This is a genomic window from Sinorhizobium medicae (assembly GCF_007827695.1).
Taxonomy (GTDB): domain Bacteria; phylum Pseudomonadota; class Alphaproteobacteria; order Rhizobiales; family Rhizobiaceae; genus Sinorhizobium; species Sinorhizobium medicae.
In genome coordinates this window covers 25,035-48,741 of the sequence record NZ_VITA01000018.1, presented here as the reverse complement: position 1 = coordinate 48,741, position 23,707 = coordinate 25,035, and the positions used below count along the sequence as shown (strand labels likewise).

General features: G+C 60.4%; 27 protein-coding genes. 12 read left to right on the top strand and 15 right to left on the bottom strand.

What is annotated here, in order from left to right:
* The first annotated feature begins 1 nt into the window (after nt 1).
* Nucleotides 2-694: a FadR/GntR family transcriptional regulator gene (locus FB009_RS25265; protein WP_011970667.1), complete on the top strand. Its 693-nt coding sequence runs from the start codon at nt 2-4 to the stop codon at nt 692-694.
* Between the two features lie 22 nt (nt 695-716).
* Nucleotides 717-1,691 carry an NAD(P)-dependent oxidoreductase gene (locus FB009_RS25260; RefSeq protein ID WP_102045621.1) on the top strand — a complete coding sequence of 325 codons (975 nt, stop codon included), beginning with the start codon at nt 717-719 and terminating at the stop codon, nt 1,689-1,691.
* Between the two features lie 144 nt (nt 1,692-1,835).
* Here FB009_RS25260 and FB009_RS25255 read toward each other — a convergent pair whose 3' ends face one another.
* The 7 genes from FB009_RS25255 to FB009_RS25225 form a co-directional block, all read right to left on the bottom strand.
* Entirely contained in the window at nt 1,836-2,912 is a 1,077-nt protein-coding gene (locus FB009_RS25255; protein ID WP_011970665.1) for an ABC transporter ATP-binding protein, read from the bottom strand.
* Entirely contained in the window at nt 2,912-4,021 is a 1,110-nt protein-coding gene (locus tag FB009_RS25250; protein WP_018210615.1) for an ABC transporter ATP-binding protein, read from the bottom strand. Before FB009_RS25250 ends, FB009_RS25255 begins: the two co-directional genes overlap by 1 nt.
* Nucleotides 4,018-4,221 (bottom strand): hypothetical protein, encoded by a 204-nt coding sequence (locus tag FB009_RS25245; RefSeq protein ID WP_011970663.1) that lies wholly within the window; start codon nt 4,219-4,221, stop codon nt 4,018-4,020. The genes FB009_RS25250 and FB009_RS25245 overlap by 4 nt, the downstream gene beginning before the upstream one ends.
* A complete protein-coding gene (locus FB009_RS25240) occupies nt 4,218-5,177 on the bottom strand; it encodes a carbohydrate ABC transporter permease (protein WP_011970662.1) in 960 nt (319 codons plus the stop codon). The genes FB009_RS25245 and FB009_RS25240 overlap by 4 nt, the downstream gene beginning before the upstream one ends.
* Nucleotide 5,178: 1 nt before the next feature.
* A complete protein-coding gene (locus FB009_RS25235; protein ID WP_011970661.1) occupies nt 5,179-6,084 on the bottom strand; it encodes a carbohydrate ABC transporter permease in 906 nt (301 codons plus the stop codon).
* 156 nt (nt 6,085-6,240) lie between these two features.
* Nucleotides 6,241-7,548 carry an ABC transporter substrate-binding protein gene (locus tag FB009_RS25230; protein ID WP_011970660.1) on the bottom strand — a complete coding sequence of 436 codons (1,308 nt, stop codon included), beginning with the start codon at nt 7,546-7,548 and terminating at the stop codon, nt 6,241-6,243.
* Nucleotides 7,549-7,879: 331 nt separating this feature from the next.
* Nucleotides 7,880-8,518, bottom strand: coding sequence for a TetR/AcrR family transcriptional regulator (locus tag FB009_RS25225; protein ID WP_024312082.1), 639 nt, complete (start codon nt 8,516-8,518; stop codon nt 7,880-7,882).
* Nucleotides 8,519-8,623: 105 nt separating this feature from the next.
* On the opposite strand from FB009_RS25225, the gene FB009_RS25220 reads away from it, so the two are divergent.
* The 5 genes from FB009_RS25220 (at nt 8,624) to FB009_RS25200 (ending at nt 12,672) form a co-directional block, all read left to right on the top strand.
* Nucleotides 8,624-9,820 (top strand): Tm-1-like ATP-binding domain-containing protein, encoded by a 1,197-nt coding sequence (locus tag FB009_RS25220; protein WP_018210613.1) that lies wholly within the window; start codon nt 8,624-8,626, stop codon nt 9,818-9,820.
* An 11-nt stretch (nt 9,821-9,831) separates the two neighbouring features.
* Entirely contained in the window at nt 9,832-10,674 is an 843-nt protein-coding gene (locus FB009_RS25215; protein WP_011970657.1) for a phosphoenolpyruvate hydrolase family protein, read from the top strand.
* A 33-nt stretch (nt 10,675-10,707) separates the two neighbouring features.
* A complete protein-coding gene (locus tag FB009_RS25210) occupies nt 10,708-11,121 on the top strand; it encodes a cupin domain-containing protein (protein ID WP_018210612.1) in 414 nt (137 codons plus the stop codon).
* A 25-nt stretch (nt 11,122-11,146) separates the two neighbouring features.
* A complete protein-coding gene (locus FB009_RS25205; RefSeq protein WP_018210611.1) occupies nt 11,147-12,334 on the top strand; it encodes a M24 family metallopeptidase in 1,188 nt (395 codons plus the stop codon).
* Nucleotides 12,335-12,456: 122 nt separating this feature from the next.
* Nucleotides 12,457-12,672 carry a hypothetical protein gene (locus FB009_RS25200; RefSeq protein ID WP_018210610.1) on the top strand — a complete coding sequence of 72 codons (216 nt, stop codon included), beginning with the start codon at nt 12,457-12,459 and terminating at the stop codon, nt 12,670-12,672.
* Between the two features lie 125 nt (nt 12,673-12,797).
* Here the strand turns inward: FB009_RS25200 and FB009_RS25195 are convergent, their stop codons facing one another.
* The gene (locus tag FB009_RS25195; RefSeq protein ID WP_018210609.1) at nt 12,798-13,697 is read right to left on the bottom strand and encodes a LysR family transcriptional regulator; all 900 of its coding nucleotides are present in this window, start codon (nt 13,695-13,697) and stop codon (nt 12,798-12,800) included.
* 101 nt (nt 13,698-13,798) lie between these two features.
* Between FB009_RS25195 and FB009_RS25190 the strand changes: the two genes are divergently transcribed.
* Nucleotides 13,799-14,785: a zinc-dependent alcohol dehydrogenase family protein gene (locus FB009_RS25190; protein WP_011970652.1), complete on the top strand. Its 987-nt coding sequence runs from the start codon at nt 13,799-13,801 to the stop codon at nt 14,783-14,785.
* A 76-nt stretch (nt 14,786-14,861) separates the two neighbouring features.
* Here the strand turns inward: FB009_RS25190 and FB009_RS25185 are convergent, their stop codons facing one another.
* The 3 genes from FB009_RS25185 to FB009_RS25175 all read right to left on the bottom strand — a co-directional run bounded on the left by FB009_RS25185 (nt 14,862) and on the right by FB009_RS25175 (nt 16,216).
* On the bottom strand, nt 14,862-15,128 hold the full coding sequence (locus FB009_RS25185; RefSeq protein ID WP_024312083.1) for a DUF2277 domain-containing protein: 267 nt from the start codon (nt 15,126-15,128) through the stop codon (nt 14,862-14,864).
* Between the two features lie 162 nt (nt 15,129-15,290).
* Nucleotides 15,291-15,767 (bottom strand): SRPBCC family protein, encoded by a 477-nt coding sequence (locus FB009_RS25180; protein ID WP_018210608.1) that lies wholly within the window; start codon nt 15,765-15,767, stop codon nt 15,291-15,293.
* A gap of 26 nt (nt 15,768-15,793) precedes the next feature.
* Entirely contained in the window at nt 15,794-16,216 is a 423-nt protein-coding gene (locus tag FB009_RS25175; RefSeq protein WP_018210607.1) for a DUF6463 family protein, read from the bottom strand.
* Nucleotides 16,217-16,392: 176 nt separating this feature from the next.
* Here FB009_RS25175 and FB009_RS25170 point away from each other — a divergent pair, with 176 nt between their 5' ends.
* Nucleotides 16,393-16,977, top strand: coding sequence for a TetR/AcrR family transcriptional regulator (locus FB009_RS25170; RefSeq protein ID WP_024312084.1), 585 nt, complete (start codon nt 16,393-16,395; stop codon nt 16,975-16,977).
* 224 nt (nt 16,978-17,201) lie between these two features.
* On the opposite strand, the gene FB009_RS25165 is transcribed toward FB009_RS25170, so the two are convergent.
* The 4 genes from FB009_RS25165 to FB009_RS25150 form a co-directional block, all read right to left on the bottom strand.
* Nucleotides 17,202-18,449 (bottom strand): enolase C-terminal domain-like protein, encoded by a 1,248-nt coding sequence (locus FB009_RS25165; protein ID WP_018210605.1) that lies wholly within the window; start codon nt 18,447-18,449, stop codon nt 17,202-17,204.
* A 198-nt stretch (nt 18,450-18,647) separates the two neighbouring features.
* Entirely contained in the window at nt 18,648-19,844 is a 1,197-nt protein-coding gene (locus tag FB009_RS25160) for an AGE family epimerase/isomerase (RefSeq protein ID WP_018210603.1), read from the bottom strand.
* A 13-nt stretch (nt 19,845-19,857) separates the two neighbouring features.
* The gene (locus tag FB009_RS25155; protein WP_018210602.1) at nt 19,858-20,643 is read right to left on the bottom strand and encodes an SDR family NAD(P)-dependent oxidoreductase; all 786 of its coding nucleotides are present in this window, start codon (nt 20,641-20,643) and stop codon (nt 19,858-19,860) included.
* Complete coding sequence (locus tag FB009_RS25150) at nt 20,640-21,575, bottom strand: SMP-30/gluconolactonase/LRE family protein (protein ID WP_011970644.1); 936 nt, start codon at nt 21,573-21,575, stop codon at nt 20,640-20,642. The genes FB009_RS25155 and FB009_RS25150 overlap by 4 nt, the downstream gene beginning before the upstream one ends.
* Nucleotides 21,576-21,753: 178 nt before the next feature.
* Here FB009_RS25150 and FB009_RS25145 point away from each other — a divergent pair, with 178 nt between their 5' ends.
* The 3 genes from FB009_RS25145 (at nt 21,754) to FB009_RS33785 (ending at nt 23,649) form a co-directional block, all read left to right on the top strand.
* Nucleotides 21,754-22,431: a GntR family transcriptional regulator gene (locus FB009_RS25145; protein WP_018210601.1), complete on the top strand. Its 678-nt coding sequence runs from the start codon at nt 21,754-21,756 to the stop codon at nt 22,429-22,431.
* Nucleotides 22,432-22,777: 346 nt separating this feature from the next.
* Nucleotides 22,778-23,206, top strand: coding sequence for a hypothetical protein (locus FB009_RS33310; protein WP_225996839.1), 429 nt, complete (start codon nt 22,778-22,780; stop codon nt 23,204-23,206).
* Nucleotides 23,203-23,649 carry an RES family NAD+ phosphorylase gene (locus tag FB009_RS33785; protein WP_327435607.1) on the top strand — a complete coding sequence of 149 codons (447 nt, stop codon included), beginning with the start codon at nt 23,203-23,205 and terminating at the stop codon, nt 23,647-23,649. The genes FB009_RS33310 and FB009_RS33785 overlap by 4 nt, the downstream gene beginning before the upstream one ends.
* Nucleotides 23,650-23,707: the final 58 nt, after the last annotated feature.

Here is a 23,707-nt window from a genome sequence, read left to right as displayed (position 1 = left end):
GATGAAAGAAAGCAACCTCCTATCGGACCTAGCGGCCCACCTTTTTTCGAGTTCGAGCGGCAACGGCCGAACGCCCTCGGAGCGGGAACTGGCCGAGCATTTCACCGTTAGCCGCGGGCAGGTCCGGGAAGCCTTGGCAATCCTTGAGGCCATGCGTATCGTGGAGCGCCGAGCGAAGTCGGGCATCTATCTGACGACGACTGAAGCGAGCGTCGAGGCAATAGCACTGTTCGCGCGGGCAGGCGTGCCCCTCGATCCGATTGTGATCTACGAGACGGTGGAACTGCGCAAGATCCACGAGATCAAGGCGGCGGAACTCGCCAGCGCGCGGGCGACGGAGGAAAATTACGAGCGCCTGCGCGAAATTCTTGCCGCATCCGAGCGGAAGATCGCAGCAGGCGAGGGCCTCGCGCGCGAGGACAGGGACTTTCATCTGGAAATCGTCCGGGCGACGAAAAATAGCGTGTTTCACCGTGTCTGCAGCGTTTACTACACGATGGGCGAAAAGCGGCTCCCAATCTACTTCGCGGATCTCGACCGCAGCCGTCGCTCGCACGACGAGCATATTCGCATTTACGAGGCGCTGCTAGCACGCGACGGAAATCTCGCCCAGGCATTGATGAACGCGCATCTTCAAGGCGCAGAAAGCTACTGGAAGGGCCTGATCGGCGGGCCAGCGACAGTTGTGGAATAGGCCGTGGAGTGAGAGGAAGCCGATGAGTGTCATTTTCTCCACCCATCCGCTGCACCCCCAGGCCGAGGCTTTGCTGAAAGCCGCGGGTGATTTGCGCATCGCGTCCGCTCCCGATCCCGAGACGCTGCTTCGGGAAGGCGCGGGTGCGGAGATTGTCATCGTGCGCGCGCGGATCCCACCGGCGTTTTTCCAGCTCGCATCGATGCTGCGTGCGGTCATCAGGCACGGCGCGGGGATCGACATGATCCCTTATGATACGGCCACGGCGGCGGGTGTGTTGATCGCCAACGTGCCGGGCGCGAATGCACTGACTGTTGCGGAGCACGTCCTCATGGTTTCGCTTGCGCTGCTGCGTCAATTCCGTCCGATGGACCGGGATCTCAGAGACATCGGGTGGAGCGCTGGGCGAGCCCACAGCGACCGAGCGCTCGATCTCGCCGGCCGCACTATGGGCATTGTCGGCATGGGTAGTGTGGGAAAGGCGGTCTTCCGCATAGCAAAATACGGGTTTGGGCTGGAGATTGTGGCCAACAGTCGCGCGCCGGCAAGCCTCCCCCATGGTGTACGATTTGTTTCGGTCGACGACTTGGTTTCGACTGCGGACATCGTCGTTCTCTGCTGTCCGCTTACACCCGAGACGACCGGGCTTGTAAGCCGCGATCGGATAGCGCGCATGAAGCCAGGTACGATCCTCGTCAATGTGTCGCGCGGCCCCGTAGTGGACGATGCAGCGTTGATCCAGGCGCTAGAGGGGGGCCGTATCGGGGGCGCGGCGCTCGACGTGTTCTCCACCCAGCCCCTGCCGCTCGAGCATCCTTACTTCAGGCTCAACAATGTGATCGTGACGCCTCATCTCGCCGGCATTACCGAGGAGAGCATGATGCGGATGGGGACGGAAGCTGCGGCGGAAGCCATCCGCGTCTTGGAAGGCGGGTTGCCCACTAATCTGCGCAACCCTGAGGTTATTCAACACTATAGGCGAAGGTTCCCGGCGTAAGGCATAGCGATCCCATCCTACTCCCGGTCTCCTTTTGCGGAACCGCGCATCGTTGTGGGGCCGGTATAATGCTGATCCTAGGGAGGCGACAGGGTGGCTGGTCGCAATCGTCAGACCGCCAGCTCGGCCGTTGTCGGCCGCGTCTTAGCCAACGTGGCGCAGGCTCTTCCCGCTTCCGCCGTCAAAGAGTACGACTTTATCAGGGTTCCAGGAGAAGCGAACAGCCTCCTCGATCGCAAGGTCCATCTGAGCCGGAACCGTCGCCTGCAAGAAGTGATTGCCTGTGCGAAGCGTAACGATCTTCTCGACGCCGTGGTTTTCGACGCCGTGGACGCGCGCTTCGGCGGGTGCGCCGCTTTCAAGGAAGAGATCTTCAGGACGGATCCCGAAGGTGAGGCGCTGACCCTCAGCCGACGGGCCGAACGCCGCCCCGAATGGTAAGCGATAGCCTTCGTCTGCGATCGCCTCGCATCCCGAAAGTTTTCCTGAGAACAGGTTCATCGGCGGCGAGCCTACGGCGCGTGCAACGAAAGTGTTGACCGGATTGCGATAGATCTCGTGCGGTGTGCCAGATTGAACGAGTTGGCCGTTGTTGAGGACGCCGATCTTGTCGCCCATCGACATGGCTTCGATCTGGTCGTGGGTCACGAAGAGGAAGGTCGCCCCGAGATTCATCTGGAGATTCTTGAGCTCCGTTCGCAGCGCCTCCCGCAGTTTGGCATCGAGAGCGGAAAGAGGCTCGTCCATCAGAAAGACGCGGGGCTTGCGTACGATGGCCCGGCCGATTGAAACGCGCTGCATCTCGCCACCAGATAGGCGGTCCGTTTTGCGGTCAAGCAGATGCTCGATGCGGAGTGTCCTCGCCACCCGGGCGACCCGCTCTTTGATCTCGGCTGGCTCAACACGCCGGATGCGAGCCTTGAGCGGGAATTCGAGGTTCTCGCGAACCGTGTAGCGCGGATAAAGGGAATATTGCTGCAGGACGAGCGCAACGTCGCGCTCTGCCGCGCCCCAGTCGGCGACATCCTCACCGTCGATAAAGATCTGCCCGCCCGTTGGCTTTTCAAGGCCGGCAATCAGCCTGAGGGTCGTCGTCTTGCCTGCGCCCGTTTCGCCCAGCAGCACAAAAAACTCGCCGTCGGCTATCTCGAAACTGAGATCCTTAAGGGCGGTGTGGGTACCGAAAGCCTTGTTGATGCCCTTGAGTTCGATATGTGCCATCAGAGCCTGATCCCGAAAGATGCGCCGGTAGAGCTCTTGAAGAAATGCGCCTGAGCCGGATTCAACCTGGCCCAGACAGCCACACCAGGTCTCTGCACGAACCCACTTTTTGTCCGTGCGCGCAGCATCTGATCGCCTAGCTGCAAGTCTATGATGTCATGCGAGCCGAGCGGTTCAATGATATGGGCCTCGGCGGTCACGAAGCCCTCGCGTGGTTCCCGGGAGACGAGGACCCCTTCAGGTCGTATGCCGAGCGTGAGATTGCCGTTTTCGGCCCCAGCGGCAGCGAGTTGGGCCGTAAGAGTGGATGGAAGATTGAAAGCGGTTGGAGCACCTCGCAGCAGGACCTGGGCATGCTGCGCCGCCTCGGAAACTGTCACCTCAGCCATGTTCATGACCGGACTACCGACGAATTGAGCGACGAACATGTTGGATGGATGGGCGTAGACCTCATGAGGGGTGCCGACCTGCTGCAGCACGCCCTCATGCATTACGACAATACGATCAGCGAGCGACATGGCCTCGACCTGGTCATGGGTTACGTAGATTGTCGTCGAGCCCTGTTTGATGTGAAGTCGCTTGATCTCGGCGCGCATCTCTTCACGGAGCTTCGCGTCGAGCGCGCCGATAGGCTCATCCATGAGCATCGCTTTTGGGCGCCTGACGAGTGCCCGGCCGATCGCCACGCGCTGCATGTCGCCACCTGAAAGAGCGGAGGGTCTTTTGGAGAGCAGGTGCGTGATCTGCAGCGTCTTGGCAACCGCCTGAACCTCGCGCTCGATCTCGCTACGGTTGCCGCGAGTGGCTCGAAGCGGAAAGGCGATATTTTCGAAGACCGTCATGTGCGGGTAGAGCGAAAACGACTGGAACACGAAAGCGATGTCGCGGGCCGAAGCTTTCATATGCTGCACCGGCTGGCCATCGATGAGGACGTCGCCTTCATCAATCGTTTCAAGCCCGGCGATCGCGCGCAGCGTCGTCGTCTTGCCGCAGCCTGACTGACCAAGCAGAACAATGAACTCGTTGTCTGCGATGGCGAGATTGAGGTTCTTGATGACCTGGACGGCGCCAAAGCGCTTCTCAATGTTGCGTAATTCGATCTGCGTCATGGGCTCGTGCTCTCGTCTGTCTTTTGATCCGGCGGCACCTTCGACGTGATCATGAAAGCAATCAGCCCCACCAGTGTCATCGTCAGCCCGTAGCGGTGAAGGAACAGGTTCCATGGCTGGCACAGCGCAATGATGCCGAATATCATCAGCAGCTGTGACCCTGGTTCGAAATACTTCCGGTTTATGGCACGAAACGTCATTTGCGGATCGCTCCAAAACTCATGCCTCTCAGGAGATGGTTCCTGAGCAGGAACGTGAAAATCGCGACGGGTAGCAAGAACAAGAAGGTACCGGCGGCAATGACGGTCCAATCCGGAAGACCACTGCCGACCTGGCTTGGGATGAAGGGCGGTGCCGTTTGTGCCCGCCGATTCGTCATGATCAACGCGAATGCATACTCGTTCCACGCCGTGATGAAGCAAAAGACCGCAGTCGCGGCTATTCCTGTGGCGGCCTCTGGCAGTACAATCTTGAAGAAAGCTTCCAAGCGCGTATAGCCATCGACGAGTGCCGCTTCTTCGTACTCCTTCGGAATCTCGTCGATGAAGCCCTTCATGAGCCAGACCGAGAAGGAGAGATTGAAGGCGGTGTAGAGGATGATAAGGCCCCAGTGGGTGTCGTTCAGCCCCACTGCCCGGTACATAAGGAACATGGGGATCGCTACGACCACGGGCGGCAGCATGCGTGTCGACAAAATGAAGAACAACAGGTCCGCTTCGCCCTTCACCCTAAAGCGCGAGAAGCCGTAAGCTGTAAACGTACCCATGCCGACGGCAAGCACTGTCGAGGTGATCGCCACGATAAGCGAATTCATGAAGCGGTTGGGATAGCCGGATAATTGCACCTCACCCCTGCCCGAGCGTACGACCTTCTCGCCGCCGTCGAAGACCAGCCGTTCCCACCAGGGAGCGGCGGCATAGACTTCAGGCGCCGGCGCTGTACGCAACTGAGAGCGCTTGGTAAAGAGCTTCACGAATGGCGAGATCTCCGGCTCGAAGATAACCGTCGGCGGAATTGTTGTCGCGAGATTGCGCGGTTTGAAAGCCGTCGACGTGATCCAGTAGATGGGCGCAAGGAACAGCAGCGTGATCACGAGCACGGCGGCGATCGCCAACCGGTGGAGGGCACGCTCGGAGCGAGTTTGCACGGCCGCCATCTCAGCGCTCCTTCACCCTGTTGAGGTATTTGACGTAAATGTTGGTGATCGCGAGCACCATGATGAGCACGATATAGGCGAGAGCGCAGGACCGCCCGGTCTGCCATTCCTGGAACGCCATTTTGTAAAGGCGGATCGAGATCACTTCGGTAGTCGGCTGGCTCGTGAGGATGTAGGCAAGGTCGAAAGTCTTGAAGGCCTCCATGGTTCGGAAGATGATCGCGATCATAAGTATCGGCGCGACAAGCGGGAGGGTGATGCGGAAGAAGGTATAGAAAGGACCGGCCCGGTCGATGGCCGCCGCTTCATAAAGATGTCTCGGTACGGCTGAGAGGCCCGCGAGCGAGAGCAGCATCACAAAAGGTGACCACATCCAAATGTCGGTAATCGCAACAGCGTAGAGCGCCATGTCGGGATTGGCCAACCACTCGAAAGTACCAAGACCGAGCGCATAGTTGATGATGCCAAAGGACGGATCGTAGAGCAGCTTCCAGAAGAGTCCGACCACTGCCATGGAGAGCATCATCGGCAGCAGGAGCAGCGTTGTAATCAGGCCTTTGAACGGAATTGCGCGGTTGAGCAACATTGCCGTGCCGAAGCCGACCACAACTTGACCGGTGACCGAAACGATCACGTACTTCGCCGTGATTGCGAAGTTTGCCCAGATGAACGGGTCGTTTAGCAGCTCCCGATAGTTCTGCAGGCCGACAAAGTTGGCCGGAGCGTTCGAAGAGGCGCGAAAGTCAGTGAAAGAGTAGCCGAGCGAATAGATGAGCGGGAAGATGTTGAAGACGATCAGGAACAGGATTGTCGGAATAATGAAAAGGTTGCGAATCTTGATGTCGCTCAAGCCTCGCGAAGCAGCACGCGACCTCGAATCCAACGATGTCATAACCACTGTGGCCAATGTGTTCCTCCTCCCAAACCCAGCGCCGGGCGCTCTCCCGTCCTGCTGCGCATTGCTTAGCCGCGACGGCTGCGCCGCGTGAGCACCTTCTGGTGCCAGTGAAGAAAGGGGAGGGAGCCCAGAAACGGCGGGCTCACTCCCACGGAACAGCGCCCTTTAGTGGCGGCCGTACTTCTTGAAGGTTGCGTTCCAGTCCTCAGCAAGTGCGTCGAGCGCCTCCTTTGCCGTGCCCTGGCCCGCGGTGACATAAGGATAGATGCGCTGGTTCATCTGGATCAGCAACTCGGCATATTCCGGTGTTGCCCAGAAGTCCTTCACCCGGAACATGGTCTCGTAAAATGCCTTGTTGTATGGCGTCGCGTTCTGGAACTCTTCCGACTCCAGAACCTTGGCGCTTGCCGTATAGCCGCCGAGCTCGGCCCAGCGCTTCTGTGTCTCGTCCTTGATGAACCATTCGAGAAATTTCATCGCCTCTTCCTTGTTCTGGGAATAGGAGACAATCGAAATGCCCTGGCCGCCAAGAGCGGCATACTGGTCCCCGTCTGGACCGGCGGGATTGGCGAAGAAGCCGGTGACCTTCGCGTTCGGGTTCGAAGCTTCATTGACCAGCGCCGGGAAGAAGGCGAAGTAGTTCATGCTCATCGCTGCCAGGTTCTCGGTGATAGCCTGGTTGTTCTCGACAAAGAAAGACTTGGCCCAGCCCGGAGGCGTGAAACCATAGAGCTCGCGGTACGTTTCCAGAGCCTTGACGTTCTTCTCCGAGTTGATGATGCTGTCCACCTTGTAGGTGCTGTAGTCGCCGAGTTCTCCACCGAAAGAGAAGATGGCGTTCTCTACGCCCATGACCAATCCGTCATAGGAGTTGTCGGTGTAGATTGCGATGCCGTAGCGCTTCTGGTCCGGACGATGGAAGAATTCGGCGATGTCACGCAGTTGTTTCCAATCCTTCGGAGGAGCAAGGTCATAGCCATACTTCGCCTTGAAGGCCTCCATTTCCTTTGGATCTTCAAACCAATCCTTACGATAGGACCAACCGACAGCGTCGCCTTCGGCCGGTATCGACCAGTATTTACCGGAGTTTGCCGGGTACTCCGCGTAGTACTTCACGGTCGCCGGGGCCATTACCTCCTTTAGCTTGTGCTTGTTGAAGAACTCCGTGAGATCCACGTAGTGGCCGGCCTCCGACGCGGCCCCGATCCATTGAGAGTCGCCGACGACCATATCATAGGCTGATCCCTTGGCATTGAACTCGGTGAAGGCCTTCGTCTGGAAATCCGCCCAAGGTGTCGTCTCCACGGTGATCGTCACACCGGTCTCGGCTTCGTACTCGTTTACAAGCTCCTGGAGGTAGTTGGCTGGATCCCATTCCGCCCAGAAGATCGTCAGTTCTTGCGACTGCGCCGATGTTCCGCAGGCAAACATGAAACCGATGCCGGTCATTAGTCCGGCCACTGTCTTGCGCATGTTATTTCCTCCCCTTTTTATGTGCGCCGCCCGGATTGCGCGAGCGGTCGGCCTGTCAAATCCTCCTGGCGGTTCCGCGGGCGGGGCCTCCTCGACCCTTATGCCTTGAACCGGATCTAAACCTTGACAGGCCGTAGTCCCAATCTGGTAGTACCAAAGCTAACGAGCGTCAAGGTTCCTGTCTGATGGCCTTCGCCCGACTCACCACGCGAAACGAACCTATAGTTTGGAACGTAGCCTGGCATGCTCTCCCAACAGTTTAACTGCGCCTCACGAGCAGGTCACCAATCTGGTCAAACCAGTTTACTGCCGGACAGGAGTAAACGGTGTCTCATGGTGCTGCAGTCTGCGCCTCCCGGACCGCCGCCTCGACCAAGGCCGCCGCCGCCCATTCGGCAACGGATTGCGCGCGTTCGGCCGAGAGACCCCAAATATCCTTGAGGACGATGAGTACCTCAAGTCCGAAGACGAGCGAGAGCGCCTGAGCGAGTTGCTCTCGCGACTCCTTGGAAACTTTGCCCTCCAGCGGTGCGGTAGCCTGCCGCAGCAGTTCCACGCGGTGACCGCGCATGAACTGTGGTTCGTTGCCCAGCGTGCCGGCCTGGCGCTGCGCCCACTGGTCGAGCGAGAGCTTGAGCGCAGCCTTGAAAGTCGCTTCAAATTCGTCAATGCGCGGCATAGCCGTGGCGAGCAGATCGGCGATGCGGGTGAGGGCATCGGGCGCGTCGGAGCGCCAATCGAGGATCGGCCCGAGTGCCTCATCGACGACCGCGTGAACCAACGCCGCCTGGCTGGGAAAGTAGCGATAGGCCGTGGCCCGGGACACTTCGGCCGCTTCCGCGACCTCACTCACCGACGGCGTGAAACCGGACTGCATCAGCCGTGTAGCGGTTTCCAACATGAGCTTGCGGGTGCGGGCTCGGGGACCGCGTTCGGGGGAGGGTTCGCTCTGTTGACGTGAGACATCCATATCTTTACGATACGCACATCTCATAATTTTGCAAGAGCCGGCAGACCCGCCGGGATTGCGTGGAATTTCAAGGCAGAGGAGGCCTGAGCCGCCAGGGGAGGAGAAATGCAGCGCATCTACATCGTAGGCACGGCCGACACGAAGGGGGAGGAACTCACTTATCTGGCGGCGCGGGTCGAGGCCGCCGGCGGCCGGCCCGTTCGCGTCGATGTCGGCACGCGTCGCCCCACGGTTGCGGTGGACATCTCAGCCGAGACAGTGGCGGCCGCGCATCCTGACGGCGTTGCAGCAGTGCTTTCCGGCGATGACCGGGGGAAGGCGGTCGCTGCAATGGGTGAGGCCTTCGCGCGCTTCCTTCCTAAATGCGACGATGTCGCCGGCGTGGTAGGCATTGGTGGTGGGGGCGGCACATTAATCATCACTGCGGGCATGCGCGGATTGCCACTCGGTCTGCCGAAGCTCATGGTCTCGACGCTCGCGTCCGGCGACGTAGCACCTTACGTTGACGTTTCCGACATTGTCATGATGCCATCGGTCACAGACATGGCCGGGCTCAACCGCATCAGCCGCGTGATCTTGCAAAACGCGGCGGCGGCAATTACGGCAATGGCCAGTCGGCCAACTGAGGAAGCGGCCTCCAAGCCCGCTCTCGGTCTTACTATGTTTGGCGTGACGACTCCCTGCGTGACCACCATTGTCGACAGACTGAGGGCGGATCACGATTGTCTGGTCTTCCACGCCACTGGCGCAGGCGGACGCACGATGGAGAAGCTCGCAGATAGCGGGTTTCTTTCAGGCGTGCTCGACATTACCACGACAGAGGTTTGCGACTTTCTCCTTGGTGGCGTCCTTTCGGCAACGCAGGATCGCTTCGGTGCGATTGCGCGCACGGGACTGCCTTATGTCGGCTCCGTCGGTGCGTTGGATATGGTGAATTTCTGGGCGCCCGAAACCGTGCCGGAGCGCTACGCGGGGCGACTTCTCTATCACCATAATCCCAACGTCACGCTCATGCGTACGACTCCGAGGGAGTGCGCTGCCATCGGAAGATGGATTGGGGCCAAGCTCAACCTCTGCAAAGGTGTCGTTCGCTTCCTTATTCCGGAGAAGGGCGTGTCGGCCCTCGATGTCGAGGGGGGAGCCTTTTTCGATCCGACAGCAGACGCGGCCCTTTTCGAGGCGCTGGAAGCGACTGTCGACAGGACCGAGCGCCGCCGTATCGTCCGTCTTCCGCTTCACATCAACGATCCGCAGTTTGCCGAGGCCGCAGTCGCGGCCTACCGAGAAATCGCAAAACATTGAGAGAGACAAATATGCCAAGCATCCCCCGCCGGAACATTCTCGAAAACTTCCACGCCATGATCGCCGCCGGCAAGCCGATCATCGGCGGTGGCGCCGGCACGGGGATTTCGGCCAAGGCCGAGGAGGCGGGCGGCATCGACCTGATCATCATCTACAATTCCGGCCGCTATAGAATGGCGGGGCGAGGTTCGGCGGCCGGCCTGCTCGCCTATGGCAACGCCAACGAGATCGTGAAGGAAATGGCCCTGGAGGTCTTGCCGGTGGTGAAGGCCACGCCGGTACTCGCTGGGGTAAACGGCACAGACCCATTCGTCTCCATCCCGCAATTCCTTGCAGAACTGAAGGCGATGGGCTTTTCGGGCGTGCAAAATTTTCCGACCATTGGTCTCTTCGATGGACGGATGCGGCGGAGCTTCGAGGAAACCGGCATGGGCTACGCTCTCGAGGTGGATATGATCGCCGAGGCCAACCGGCTCGACCTGTTAACCACGCCTTATGTCTTCAACGCAGAAGAAGCGATCGCGATGGCCGAGGCGGGCGCCGACATCGTCGTCGCGCATATGGGCGTTACAACAGGCGGCGCGATCGGCGCCACTTCCGCGATCTCGCTCGATGGCTGTGTGAGAGAAATTGATGCAATAGCAAAGGCCGCACGGTCGGTGCGCAAAGACGTCATCGTGCTATGCCATGGAGGACCGATTTCTATGCCCGAGGATGCACGCTACATCCTGGACCATTGCTCAGGCTGCAATGGTTTTTATGGCGCAAGTTCCATGGAGCGCCTGCCCGCCGAGATGGCGATCCGAAAGCAAACGGAAGATTTCAAAGCGCTAGCCGCCAGGACGGTGGTCTGAAAACGGGGCAAGGGGGCGAGAGGAGGCCTCGACATGACAAAGCACAAATTTTTTCTTTATCCCAAGGACGTCGACAGCTTCGGCTTCGACTGGGGCCGTCTCGCACTGACGGTCGCGCCGGAGGTGAATGGGGCCGAACGCTTCTCGGGTGGTGTCGTGGACTTGCCAAGCGGTGAGGGGCATGCGCGCCACAATCACCCCGGGTCGGAGGAGATCATCTTCGTCATTTCGGGTGAGGGCGAGCAGATGGTGGAGGACGAGAACGGCATTCCGGTGACGAAAAATGTCGGGCCCGGCTGCACGATCTATGTACCAGAAAGCCGATTTCACTCGACGAAAAACACGGGACACGGCCCGATGCAACTCTTCGTCGTCTATTCGCCGGCCGGTCCAGAGCGTGCGCTTCGGGATCTGCCTGATTTCCGATTAGTTCCGCCTGGGATCTAAAGGCGCACGGAGTGGGAGAAATACCGTGAACATCAACGCAAGGGACGCGCGGGCAGGGGAGCCGCCCTTCGATGCCGCGAAACTCGACAGACTGATGGAACAGGCGGGTATCGACGTTCTGCTCGCCACCTCCAAGCACAATACGCAGTACCTGCTGGGCGGCTATAAATTCATCTTCTTCGCCGCAATGGATGCGATCGGCCACAGCCGCTATCTGCCGATTGTCGTTTATGAGAAGGGCTCACCCGATCATGCCGCTTATGTTGGCAATCGCATGGAGGGAGGAGAACATCAGAACAATCCGTTCTGGACGCCCGCCGTTCATACAGCGACTTGGGGTACGCTCGACGCTGCAGAGCTTGCCGTAGAGCATCTGACGAAGATAGGTAAGGCGAGTGCTCGCATCGGTATTGAGCCGGCCTTTCTGCCGGCGGATGCGCGGGACTTTCTGGCTTCTCGTCTCGAAGGTGCGCGGTTCATGGATGCGACGCACGCGCTGGAGCGACTGCGGGCGATCAAGAGGCCTGAGGAACTGCAGAAGCTCAAGCTGGCGTCCGAACTGATCACGGATTCAATGCTCGCCACCATCGCGGCAGCGCGGGAGGGTTCCACCAAGATCGAGATCATTGAACGGCTCAGGCGGGAGGAGACCAATCGCGGGCTGCATTTCGAGTATTGCCTGCTGACCTTAGGTGCCAGTCACAACCGTGCGGCCTCGCTGCAGGCGTGGGAGAAGGGCGAGGTGCTTTCGATAGATTCCGGGGGGAACCATTGCGGCTACATCGGGGACCTTTGCCGTATGGGAGTGCTCGGAGACCCCGATGCGGAGCTCGAAGATCTGCTGGCTGAAGTCGAGTCGATCCAGCAGACGGCCTTCGCCAAGATCAAGGCCGGGGCCGCGGCCAGTGAGATGATTGCGGCCGCGGAAGAGGTTTTGCAAAGCTCGCCATCGGCCGCCTTTACCGATTTTTTCTGCCACGGCATGGGGCTCATTAGCCACGAAGCTCCGTTTTTGATGACCAACCACCCGGTCGCCTATGAAGGCAAGGACGCGGATCAGCCGCTGGAGGCAGGCATGGTCATTTCTGTGGAGACGACGATGCTTCACCCAAAGCGCGGTTTCATCAAGCTCGAGGATACGCTCGCCGTCACGAACGGCGGATACGAGATGTTCGGCAACAGTGGGCGCGGCTGGAATCTCGGGGCGGCATAGCGCCGGCGAAGCTTGTACGAAAAGACGGGAGCCAGAAGCTCCACCATGCCCCGGTTTCGGAGTCTACCTGTTGTGGTAGATCTCGGTGGCCGCCTGCAAATCGGCACTGATGAGGTCAAGGGATGCACAAGTTCACTGTTACCATTACAGAAGAATTCGAAGCTGACACCGCCGAGGAAGCTGCCTTGCTTATGTATCAGGAGCTGACGAAGCGGCCGGCACCTCTGCACTACACGGCCATGGATGAATTAAGGACTGTAACCAATCTCACGCTGGACCGGGAAAAGGCAGATGCGTTCGCCAGTGTGGATCACACGGCGGACCCCGGTAACTGGTAGCGCGATCGGCTGACGAATACATACGAGGCCGCGTCAATGGCAGGCGAGAGGAGGGATTCGCCGACATTGGCGACAGCTTTCGGGCTGGTTTTGAAGGCGCAGTTAACCGAGCACCCGCAAAGCACTCAGGTCATGAATTTGGGCAATTGAGCCGCCAAGGCATCGATTGCAACGCGAACTTTGAGCGGCAAATGCGGCGTCTGCAGCCACAAGGCGTGACAATCATAGAGAAATGGCGCCTGCTCGGGCAGAAGCCGCACGAGCCTGCCCTCCTCGATCCGGTTCCGCACCAGCCATAAAGGAAGCCAGGCAAGCCCCATCCCCGCCATGGCGGCGTCCGCTATCGCATCGAGGTCGTCGAGGCGGAACCGGTGGAGCGGCGTTACCTCGATCGGGCGTTGTCCCTCCCTTGGAAAGAGCCAAGGTGGGACCGGTCCGGACCGGCGATAGACGATTGCCGCGTGCTGCGACAGATCCTCTACCGTCTCGGGATAGCCATGCGGTTCCAGATAGGCGGGTGAGGCGCAAACGATCATCGGCTGTCGTGCGACACGGCGGGCTATCAATCCGGCCCTGTCCTCCAACAAGCCAGTTCGAATGGAGAGATCATAGCCGTCTTCGGCGAGGTCAATAAGGCGATCACTGAACGACAGATCAAGTTCCAGTGCCGGATATCTTCGAGCGAGCTCCAGCAATACCGGGATGACGCAGTGCCGGCCGAAATGGACCGGCATCGTCACGCGCAGCTTGCCGCTGGGCTCGGAAAGCTGATCGGCGGCAAGCGCGTCCGCTGCCTGCGCTTCCGCGAGCACCACCCGGCAGCGCTCGTAATAGACGCAGCCGAATTCCGTCAGGCTCTGCCGCCGGGTGGTACGGTTTATAAGCCGCACGCCGAGCCGATCCTCCAGAAACCGAACATGTTTGCCGACCATCGGCCCGGATAGGTCGAGCGCTTCCGCCGCCGCGGCAAACGAGCCGAGATCGACCGCTTTGACGAAGACAGCCATGCTGGTCAGGCGATCCATATTGAAAACTCCCCGTTTCGACTGTGCTGCCCTTCTCGCTATTTATCCACTACACCGCCGCTGTCATAGCTCATTCAACGCATTTGTTTTGGAGTGTTGCCATGGCGCGCGTCGTTCGCTTTCATGAATTGGGTGGTCCGGAAGTGCTGCGGATCGAGGAGGTCGACCTTCCGGAGCCAGGCCCGGGAGAAGTTCGTATCCGGGTCAAGGCGCTGGGCCTGAACCGGGCGGAGGCGTTGATGCGTTCGGGTGCCTACATCGAGACCGCCACTCTTCCCTCAGGGCTTGGTCTCGAGGCAGCCGGGTTGGTGGAAAGGATCGGTTTGGGGGTCCAAGGTTTCGAACCTGGCGACCCGGTCAGTGTGCTGCCGCCAAAATCTATGGTCCGGTGGCCCGCCTACGGGGAACTTGCAACATTTCCCGCCGCGCTGCTCGCCAGACACCCGCCCTCACTGACCTGGGAAGAGGCGGCCGCTGTGTGGATGCAGTATCTCACCGCCTATGGCGGACTTGTGGATATCGGAGGGCTGCGCAGGGGAGACTTCGTCGTCATAACAGCGGCCTCGAGCAGCGTTGGGCTTGCCGCAATCCAGATCGCCAACAGGATCGGCGCCATACCGGTGGCCGTCACCCGGACCTCAGCCAAGAGGCAGCTTCTGCTTGAGGCCGGTGCGGCGCATGTCATCGCTTCTCAGGAGGAGGAGCTGGAAGCGCGGTTGAGGCGCGTTTCCCCGCGGGGGGTCCGCCTCGTCTTCGATCCCGTAGGCGGACCGGTCTTTGAGCCTTTGGCCGCCGCAATGGCACCTGGTGGCATCCTTATCGAGTACGGAGGGCTGAGCCCGCAGAAGACTCCGTTTCCACTGTTGGCCGTGCTGAGCAAGACATTGACGCTGCGTGGCTATCTGGTCCATGAACTGCTCGCCGATCCGATGCGCCTCGAGCGCGCCAAGGCGTTCATCCTGGACGGATTGGAGGAAGGCGACCTGAAGCCCATTATCGCCAGGACGTTCCAATTCGATCAGATCGTAGAGGCGCACCGTTTTCTGGAATCCAACGAACAGTTCGGCAAGATCGTCGTGACCGTCTGATGCATAAAGCGCTTTCCGCCCCCGCACTTCGACTTGGCCGTACTTCGACTTGGCGCTGCGCTGAGGACAAGCGTTGTCAGGCAAACCGCATCGCCGATCGCTCGCGTGCCTTTGCTGCGACCTCCTCTCGATTGCGCGCAGGCTGCGAAGTCTCCAACGAATCCAGAAGTTCGCGAGCGCATGCCGCAATCGAACTAACCGCGCGTTCGAAGGCTTCCTCGTTGCGTTTCGCGGGTTTGGTTGTTCCGCTCAGCTTGCGCACGAACTGCAGCGCCGCGTCGCGGATCTCCTCGTCCGTTGCCGGCGGATCGAAGTTGAACAGGGGTTTTATGTTTCGGCACATGACTTTGCTCCCGGTCATCTTTCTCCCGGCCACGGAGGGAAGTAGCCCTGTTGCTGAAGTTAGTCGCTCGACCGCCATTTGCAACCGGTCGAGCCGGGTGCAGCGCCAAGCAGTGCCTTAGCGCGGGATGAGGATAAAGTGTGCGCGGCTTTTCCGGCTGCCTCACTGCCTCGGCGGCTCATCGCCGCCTGCCTCCGGCGTTACGGCGCCGAGCCCGTCCGGAAAGCGGTCGGCGACGAGGTTCAGTTGTACGCCGTGTTCCAGGAAAGCTTTTAATCCGGCCAGCACGAGTGTGAAACCTTCGGTCGAGCCGACGGCGTGCTCGATCCGCTCTACGTCGTCACCGTTAAAGCCCCAATTGGTTATGCTGACGAAGGTGGAGCCATCCGGGCGCGGCGTAAACACCCACTCCACTTCCGTAGAGCTGTCCAGATCGCCGAGCCAATCGATAAGGATGCGCCTGTTCTCTTCGAGCGCTTTCACGGTCACGGGAACCGTTACGCCGTACATGGCCCATTCCCAGGTGACGCTCTTACCCTTTTCAAGTCTGCCGCTGCCGCCCGTAAACCAGAATTTCGCGGTGATCTCCGGGTCGACGAAGGCTTCGAAGACCTCCCGGACCGGCTTCCGGATAAGCATTTCCGCTCTTGCACGGGGATGAACAGTCACGCGCTTGCCTCCTCCAATGTCACACGTCTCAATTTTTGTCGTCGGGCGCCGATAATGAGGCAGATTGCGACGGGGATGCCAAGCGGGAACCCGCTCACTTCGATTATCAGCGACGCGACGACGATCCAGGCCAGCAGCGACCAACCGAGGAAGGACGGGAGCGGTAAATGCTTCCCGCCCAGCCAGACCACCAAGGCGCCAATCATGATCAGCGGCAAGGCAAAACTTCCAACCGTCGACCAAAATGCGGCATTGCTTGCCAGCACTTCGAGACGCTGCGTGCGGAGAGGCTGCCAATGCTCCACCGTCCAAAGCTCCAGCCTCAACCAGCCCGTGATTTCAGCCGCGGCATCAATGCCCAGCACCACCATGTGCAGAATTCCGATCACCATCAACGCAATTCCGCTCCACCTGATCATAGCTGCAATCCTTTTAATACGCCGAACCTTTGGTCCTGGACTTCGAGCCTGGGAAGCTGGGCCGCCTTGGCTAAGTATTCCATACGGCACCGTATGTACAATGCTCGCTTCTCAATGTCCATACCCTGGCGTATGGAGCTCGTATGCCGCTGTTGCCGTTCGGGAAGGAGAGTCATTTGACCAGGAAAGCAAAGGAATTGACCCGCAACGATTGGGTTCTGGCCGGTCTCGCTGCGTTGGCCGAAGGGGGTATCGATTCCGTCCGGGTGGAGCGGCTCGCAAAAAGTCTGAATGTCAGCAAGGGATCTTTCTACTGGCACTTTTCGGACCGGTCAGACTTGCTTTCCGCCCTGCTCGACCTTTGGGAGAAGGACTTCACGGCCCAACTGATTGCCAATGTCGCCTCCCAGCCGACGCCACGCGCACGCTTGCTCGCGCTCGCTGAGGAAGCGCTGGACGCGAGCATGGATGGTGTAGACGTGGCGCAAGCCGAGGGCGCGTTCAGTGCCTGGGCCGTGCTCGACCCCGCCGCTGCGGTTCGAGTGCGCGCCATCGAGGCGCAGCGCATCGGTTACCTCGTGCGCGAGCTTTCGCTTATGGGCGCCGACACGGCTCAGGCTGAGCTGCTCGCCAAGGGCATTTATCTTGCTTTGCTGGGCGTCTTTGCGGCCCGCCGGTACAATCCGGCGCTGGCCGAGGATGCCGTGTTCAGGCGGATCGTGGCTCTTGCGCTGGATGCCGTGGGAGGACGGAGACGATGAGCATTCGTTCCATTTCAGCCTGCAGCGAAGCGGAATCCGTTGACTCGAAAGTAATCGGCGACACGGATCACCAGTTCGACGGTTTGCTTGTCAAAAACAGGAAGCACTCGCCGCCGGGCACCTCCATGGGCGATCAGCGAAGCGTTTTGAAGACTTTCGCCGCGTTCTGCCTATACCGGACCTCATCCTGCAGAAGCGCCGGTCCCACTTCGGGTGCCGCGGCCTCAGTAGTCCACGACGCGATCATCGCTGGGGTCCGCCCATCGGGTGTTCGGGACGACCGAGAACCAGCCGGGGCGGGACGGATCCCGGTCATAGGAATAGCCACCGAGCGTCTTGTGAAGATCGGCATACTGGCCGAGCTTGTTGCGATCGAGCTCGACCCCGAGGCCGGGCGCCGTCGGCACCTTGATCGCGCCGTTCTCGTAACGCATCGGTCCCCCGATGATGATGTCGTCCGTGAGCTGGTGATAATGCGCGTCGGCATGGAAAACGAGGTTCGGAAGGACCGCGCCGAGATGCAGCATGGTGGCGAGCTGAACGCCAAGTTCGCCAGATGAATGCACCGCGATGCCGAGCTGAAAGGTCTCGCAAACGCCCGCCGCCTTTACGCATGGCCGGATGCCGCCCCAGAAGGTGGTGTCGAGCAGAATGACGTCGACCGCGGGATTGAGAATATTGGCGGCGAGCTGTTCGAAATTCACGACAACGGTGTTGGTGGCGAGCGGCATCGTCGTGTTTTCGCGCACCCGCCGCATGCCGTTCAACCCCCAGGTCGGGTCCTCATAATAATCATTGTTCAGATCTTCGATGCCCCTGGCGAAGCGGATCGCCTCCTCGACGCTGAAGGCCGCGTTGGGGTCGTAGCGGACGCTGTCGGGGCCGAGCGCCTTTGACCATGCGCGAAAAACCTCCAGCTCATAATCCGGCGGGAAGACGCCGCTCTTCAGCTTGTGCGAGGTGAAGCCGCACTTCTTTTTCAGCGCCAAGGTCTGCTCGATAAGCTGATCGGCCGTGCGCGTCTCGCCCTCGCCGGTATCCTTGTTGGCGAGGCGGAAAAACATGTAGCTGGCAAAAGGAACGGCATCGCGCATCTTACCGCCCAGGATGTCGCAGACCGGCACGCCGAGAAACTTGCCCATGATGTCCAGACAGGCGAATTCGATGGCCGCATGCATCTGGGTGCGATTGTTGTAGAGGCTGGCGGTCGGGTTGCAGATCATGAAGCGGAGATTTTCCAGCTCGAAGGGATCGTGGCCGACGAGATAGGACTTCAAGGCCCGAAACGCCGCCTCGGCGCTCTCCCCGCCGCCGCCCATCTCGCCAAGGCCGATGATGCCCACGTCGGTCTCTACCTCGACGATGGTGCGCACGAACCGCCCCCAATGGGCGCCGTTGGAATGGCGCAGCGGCGCCTCCAGCGGAACCGTGACGGTGGTTGCACGGATGTCGGTGATTCTGGGTCGCTTCATGGCAGGCTCCAGGCAATCTCTTCTGTGGGGAGGGCAGGGGGCGCCGGCTACAGGTCCGTACACCCCGGCGGCGTGCATCAGCTGATCATGCGGGTCATCTCGTCCACCCTGATCTCGTTGGCCGGCAGGGCAATCTTCTCTCCGCCCGCCGTCGCAACGATACGGTCGGAAATCGGATCCATATATTTTGCCTGGGCTCTACTTCGCTTCCCCAAGCACGCGCAGAATTTCGTAGCAGGCCCCGAATGGATGGTAGTCGGTCTTGCCCGAAGGGCTTTTGATATCGCTCTGCTTCACGCCCTCCGGCGAGAGTATGCGGAACCAGCAGCCATATTCATGGTCGATCAGGTGCCGCCAGCTGTAGCGCCAGAGCCTGTCGTAATCCTGCCAGTAACGCTCCCGGCCGGTGCGCCCGGCAAGTGCTGCCGCGGCGGCCAGCGTTTCGCAATGGACCCAATGATACTTATCGGGATCGTAGAGCCTTCCGTCCGGACCGTAAGTGTAATGCATGCCCCCGAATTCGAGATCGGCGCTGTTTGCCAGGGCCGTCTCGTAGAGGAGAATGGCTTTCGGCAGGATCCAGTCCTGCGGTCGGTAGCGCTCGAGGATCAGCAGCAGCTTGGTCCATTCCGTCATATGGCCTGGCAGATAGCCGTAGGGTCGGAACAGGTGCTTCGGATCGTCCTTGTTGTAATCCCAGTCGATCGACCAGTCCGCGCGGTAATGCTCCCAGACCACACCTTGAGCGGTGGCGGCAAGTTCCACACAGATACGCCGGGCGAGCGTTTCGGCACGGTCGAGATAGCGAATCTCACCGGTCGCCTCATAGGCCGCCAGCATCGCCTCTGTCATATGCATGTTGGCGTTCTGGCCCCGATAGGGCGAGATCTTCTGCCAGTCGCGGCTGATCTCGTCCTTGTAGAGCTCGCGCTCCGGCTCCCAGAAGCGGTTTTCGAGAAGGCCCCATGTGTCCGAAATCCGCGCGCCCATGCCTGGAATACCGGCCTTCATGGCGGCCGCGTAAGCGAGCAAAACGAAGGCGTGGCCGTAGCAGTGCTTCGTCGTATCCGCTGCCCCGCGCCCGTGCATTACCCAGAAATAGCCACCGTGCTCGGAATCGCGGTGGACCTCGTCGAGATATCTGACGCCATGGGCAGCCGCCTCTGCGTAATCCGGCCTCTGGAAGAGGACGGAGGCTGTCGCATAGTTGAAGATGAAGCGGGTGGTTGAGACGAGGTGCTGGGTCTTCCGATCGGTGATGAAGCCGTCGTCACGATATTCGTTATGGTAGCCGCCGTGTTCCCTGTTGAGGCAGATCGGATGATAGAAATCCATGATCTCGCGCATATGGGCGAGCAGGAAGTCTTTCGAGCGGAAATCGGGGAATGGTCTCATGACGGGCTTCCGGTCAATCTGGGATGACGATGCCGAGCTTGGAGAGGACTCCGCCGTCGATCTTGACGTCGGCGCCGGTGATGAAGCGGGCTTTTTCGCTGGCGAGGAAGGCGACCAGTTCGGCGACTTCGCAAGGCTTGCCTATGCGGCCGAGTGGATGCCCTCTGCCCCAGGCATCGAGCGTCGCCTCGGCGGTACCGTCACCCTTCCAGAGATCAGCGGCCCAGTGCAGCATCGGAGTATCGATGGAGGCGGGGCACACGGCGTTGACCGTGATATTGTCCCCGGCATGGTCGAGCGCCATGGCACGCACGAGCGCGTTGATCGCGCCCTTGCTCGCCGTATAGGCGGCGACGCCCGCCTGCGAAGCATAGGCCTGCACGGATGAGATGGCGACGATCGCGCCGCCGCCGCGCTTGCGCATTTCGGGGATTGCGAATTTGGAGGCGAGAAAGATGCCCTTCAGATTGATATCGAGAACGTCGTCCCAGACCTCTTCCGGCGTATCGACCACGGTCCCGTAGCGCTGAATGCCGGCGCAGCAGGCGAGAACATCCACGCCGCCATGGCGCGATGCCGCGGTCTGAACCGCCGCCGCCATATCGTCGTTGCGGCGGACATCGCCGACAAACCCGGCGGCGTTCTCGCCGATCTCGGCAACGGCACTGTCGACCGAAGCCTTGTCGTTCGCCACGATCATCACCTTGCCGCCGCCCGCGGCAAAGCGACGGGCACAGGCGAGGCCCATGCCGAGACCGCCTCCGGTGACGATGATACTCTTGCCGTTGAAATCACTCATCGCGCTATCTCCAAAGCAGAACGGGTTATGTCCGGCGCCGATCCGAACTTCGGTTCGGCAAGTCCGCGCCCCACGCCCTCGACCGCGAACAATCCGCCCTCCAGCGGATGCGCGTCGAGATGTGCGCCCGGCATGGCAAAGCGCGCCGACGTGACATAGAGGGTGGCAAGATCCGCGCCGCCGAATGCGCAGCTTGTCGGCCAGCTTGCGGGGAGTTCGACCAGCTCCAGCAGACGGCCATTGCCGTCGAATCCCGCGACGGCTGCGCCGCCGGCCACACGGCAGTTCCAGAGCCGGCCCTCCGCGTCGAGGCAGGAGCCGTCCGGCAGGCCGCGCTCGAAGCCGGCAGATATGGTGCGACGGTTGTCGATCGTCCCGGCGGAAAGATCGCAGTCGAACACGTAGATTTCGTTCGCGAGCGTGTCGGCGAAAAAGAAGCGATCGTCGCGCGTCCAGCCCATGGTGTTGCTGATGCCATATTCGTTGGGCGTAAGCTGCGCGACGTGACCGGCAGGATCAATGCGGTAGATCGCTCCCGACTGTCGGTCCATGTCCTTCGGGGAGCCATCCGGGTTGAGATTACTCTGCATCGTCGCGACCCAAAATGAGCCGTCCGGTGAGACGCGCCCTTCATTCAGGCGGTTTTCCGGCAGATCCGGCTCCGGCACGGCAAACTCTTCGAAGACCCCTTCGGGGGTCCATAGGCAAACGGCACGGGTGAGCCCGACAATGAAACCGCCATCTGCCCGCATGCCGATGGACGTCACGAAATCCGGTGTCGGCCACAGGTCATGGCGACCGTTTTCCGGCTCCAGCCGATGGATGCGCTTTCCGACGATGTCGACCCAGTAGAGCGCCTTTTCTTCCTCGGACCACAGGATGCTCTCGCCGACGATATCCTTCGCGTCGAGGATCAGGGAAACCTCGCTCATGGCATGATCCCCTGCGTCTTTTTACCAGCCATGGCCACCTCCCAGCCTGTTGCATTCTTGTATGCAATATTCTAACGTTCGTCAAGCATCTGCATAGAGCGAGTAGAAATGGCCAGCGCTTCAAGCTATTCTGCGCAAAATTAAATCTTGCATGCAAGAAAGCAAAGGTTACCACTATATGGCGCGTGACGCGACAATCTCGGCGGCGCAGCATTGCTACCGCACCCTTTCGCGCAAGATCATCGGGTTGGAGCTCAAGCCGAACGCGCCGATCGGAGAGCATACTCTCGCGGGTCTCCTCGGCGTCAGCCGCACGCCTGTGCGCGAGGCTTTGTCGCGGTTGAGCGCGGAAGGACTTGTCGACCTGCGGTCAAGGGCAGGCGTCGTGGTCGCGCCGATCCGCATGGATGCGGTCCGTACGGCACAATTTGTTCGCGAACAGCTGGAGGTGGCAATCGTCGCCGAAGCGGCCCGGCAAAGCAACCGCCGCATACTGCTCGGCATCAGGCAGGCGATAGAGGAGCAGGAGCTTGCCATCCTCGAAGACAATCCCGACCTGTTCTTCGAGTGCGACGAGCGCATGCACGCGCTTTACTGCAACCTCGCAGGACGCGATGGGGTGTGGAGCTTCATTTCCGAAGCCAAGAAGCACATGGACCGCGTTCGCCGGCTATCGATACAGGCTGGCCAGCTCGACCAGCTGGTCGAGGACCACCAGAGGGTCCTCGAGGCGGTGACCGAAGGGGATGCCGCCAGTGCTCAGGAGACCATGCGGCTCCACCTGCGGCGCGCAATGCTCGACCTGAACGAGCTTGCCCGGCGGTTTCCCTCCTATTTTGCGTCGGACGCCTCCTGACTTCCTCGCTTTTGAGATCGAAGCTTGCAAGATACTTCATCAGACGGTCGGCATCGTTGCTGGTTCTCTTATCCAGCCGCATTTCCTGACCATATGACCTTTACACGAAGGCCAGATGGACAATGCAACGACAGCAGGCCGTTCTGCAGATCGCCGGCAAGCCGCACGAACCGGCGGAACACAATGCTGTCGCCTTAGGGCCTATGCTAGGATAGCTGGCGCCGGGTCGCTCAGCCTTCGAAAAGCGGCCGGTCCCGCCGACATGTCGGAGAGCACCTGAATGCGCGTACGGAAGCGGGGCTTCTCCGGCGAACAGACCAAGGATTAACTGCTGCGGCCGAGCGCCGTGGTAGGTTTCTACAAGTCTCTTGAGCGCTACTTCTCCGGGCGACTCGCCCGAACCTGGTTCGCCCGCCCGAACACCAGCCCTCTTTTTGCTGGTGCACGACCAGTCGAAACCGCCACCGAAGGTGGCCTGCCGCAGATTCTGGCGATCCGGACCTTTTTCGACGCTCTGCGGGGCGGCACGAGAAAGACCAAGCCCTCGGTCCGAGGCCCGGTCCGCTGTTGTCAGCAACCTACCGCGCTGGGCGGGCTGGTCGATGCCGATGAACTGCAAGTCCTCGCCGAGATCGAGGGCCAGCGCCGGCTACTCGCAAAGCGCGGCCGCAATCCGCATCTCTATCCTCGGGAATTGGCCTGGCGGCGCCGTGATCGCGGCCTGCGTATTTACGGCGACACGCATATCAATGCGGCATTCACCTTCCCGGGATGATAGGAGGCAACCGCTTCAATTCCGAAGAGCGCGGCGCCTGGTTTTGCGCCTGGGACGTCATGGTTTCCGTCTCCGGCATGGCCTGGCACCGAGCCCGCGAGCTTGGTTTCACAGGCTGGTTTTGCGACCGGGCCCATGTCGCGCTGCTCGCGGATTTCATCGCAGAGTTCGACGAACTGACCGATGAGCCCAGTCATCCTGCGCTTAACCCTGAGCCCGCGGTCGGATATCCCGAGGGCAGAATCTGGCGGCCCGACTACGGCATGAGGGGACCGTGGCCTGATCTCTCCGTCCGCGCAGCCGGCGGGAACAGCTTGGCCTGCTTCGAACCCAGAGCGGTCCGGTCGGTCCGGCCGGGGCGCCCTGGGATCTGGTGTGGAAAGGAGCGCCAGACTATTCGTCATCCGTCTCGAAGCAGCAACGCGCTTCCAAAAGAGCGTTGACAACAGCTGAAGGCCAATCTATCAAAAGGTAGATTCTAACCTATCATATAGGTAGGAG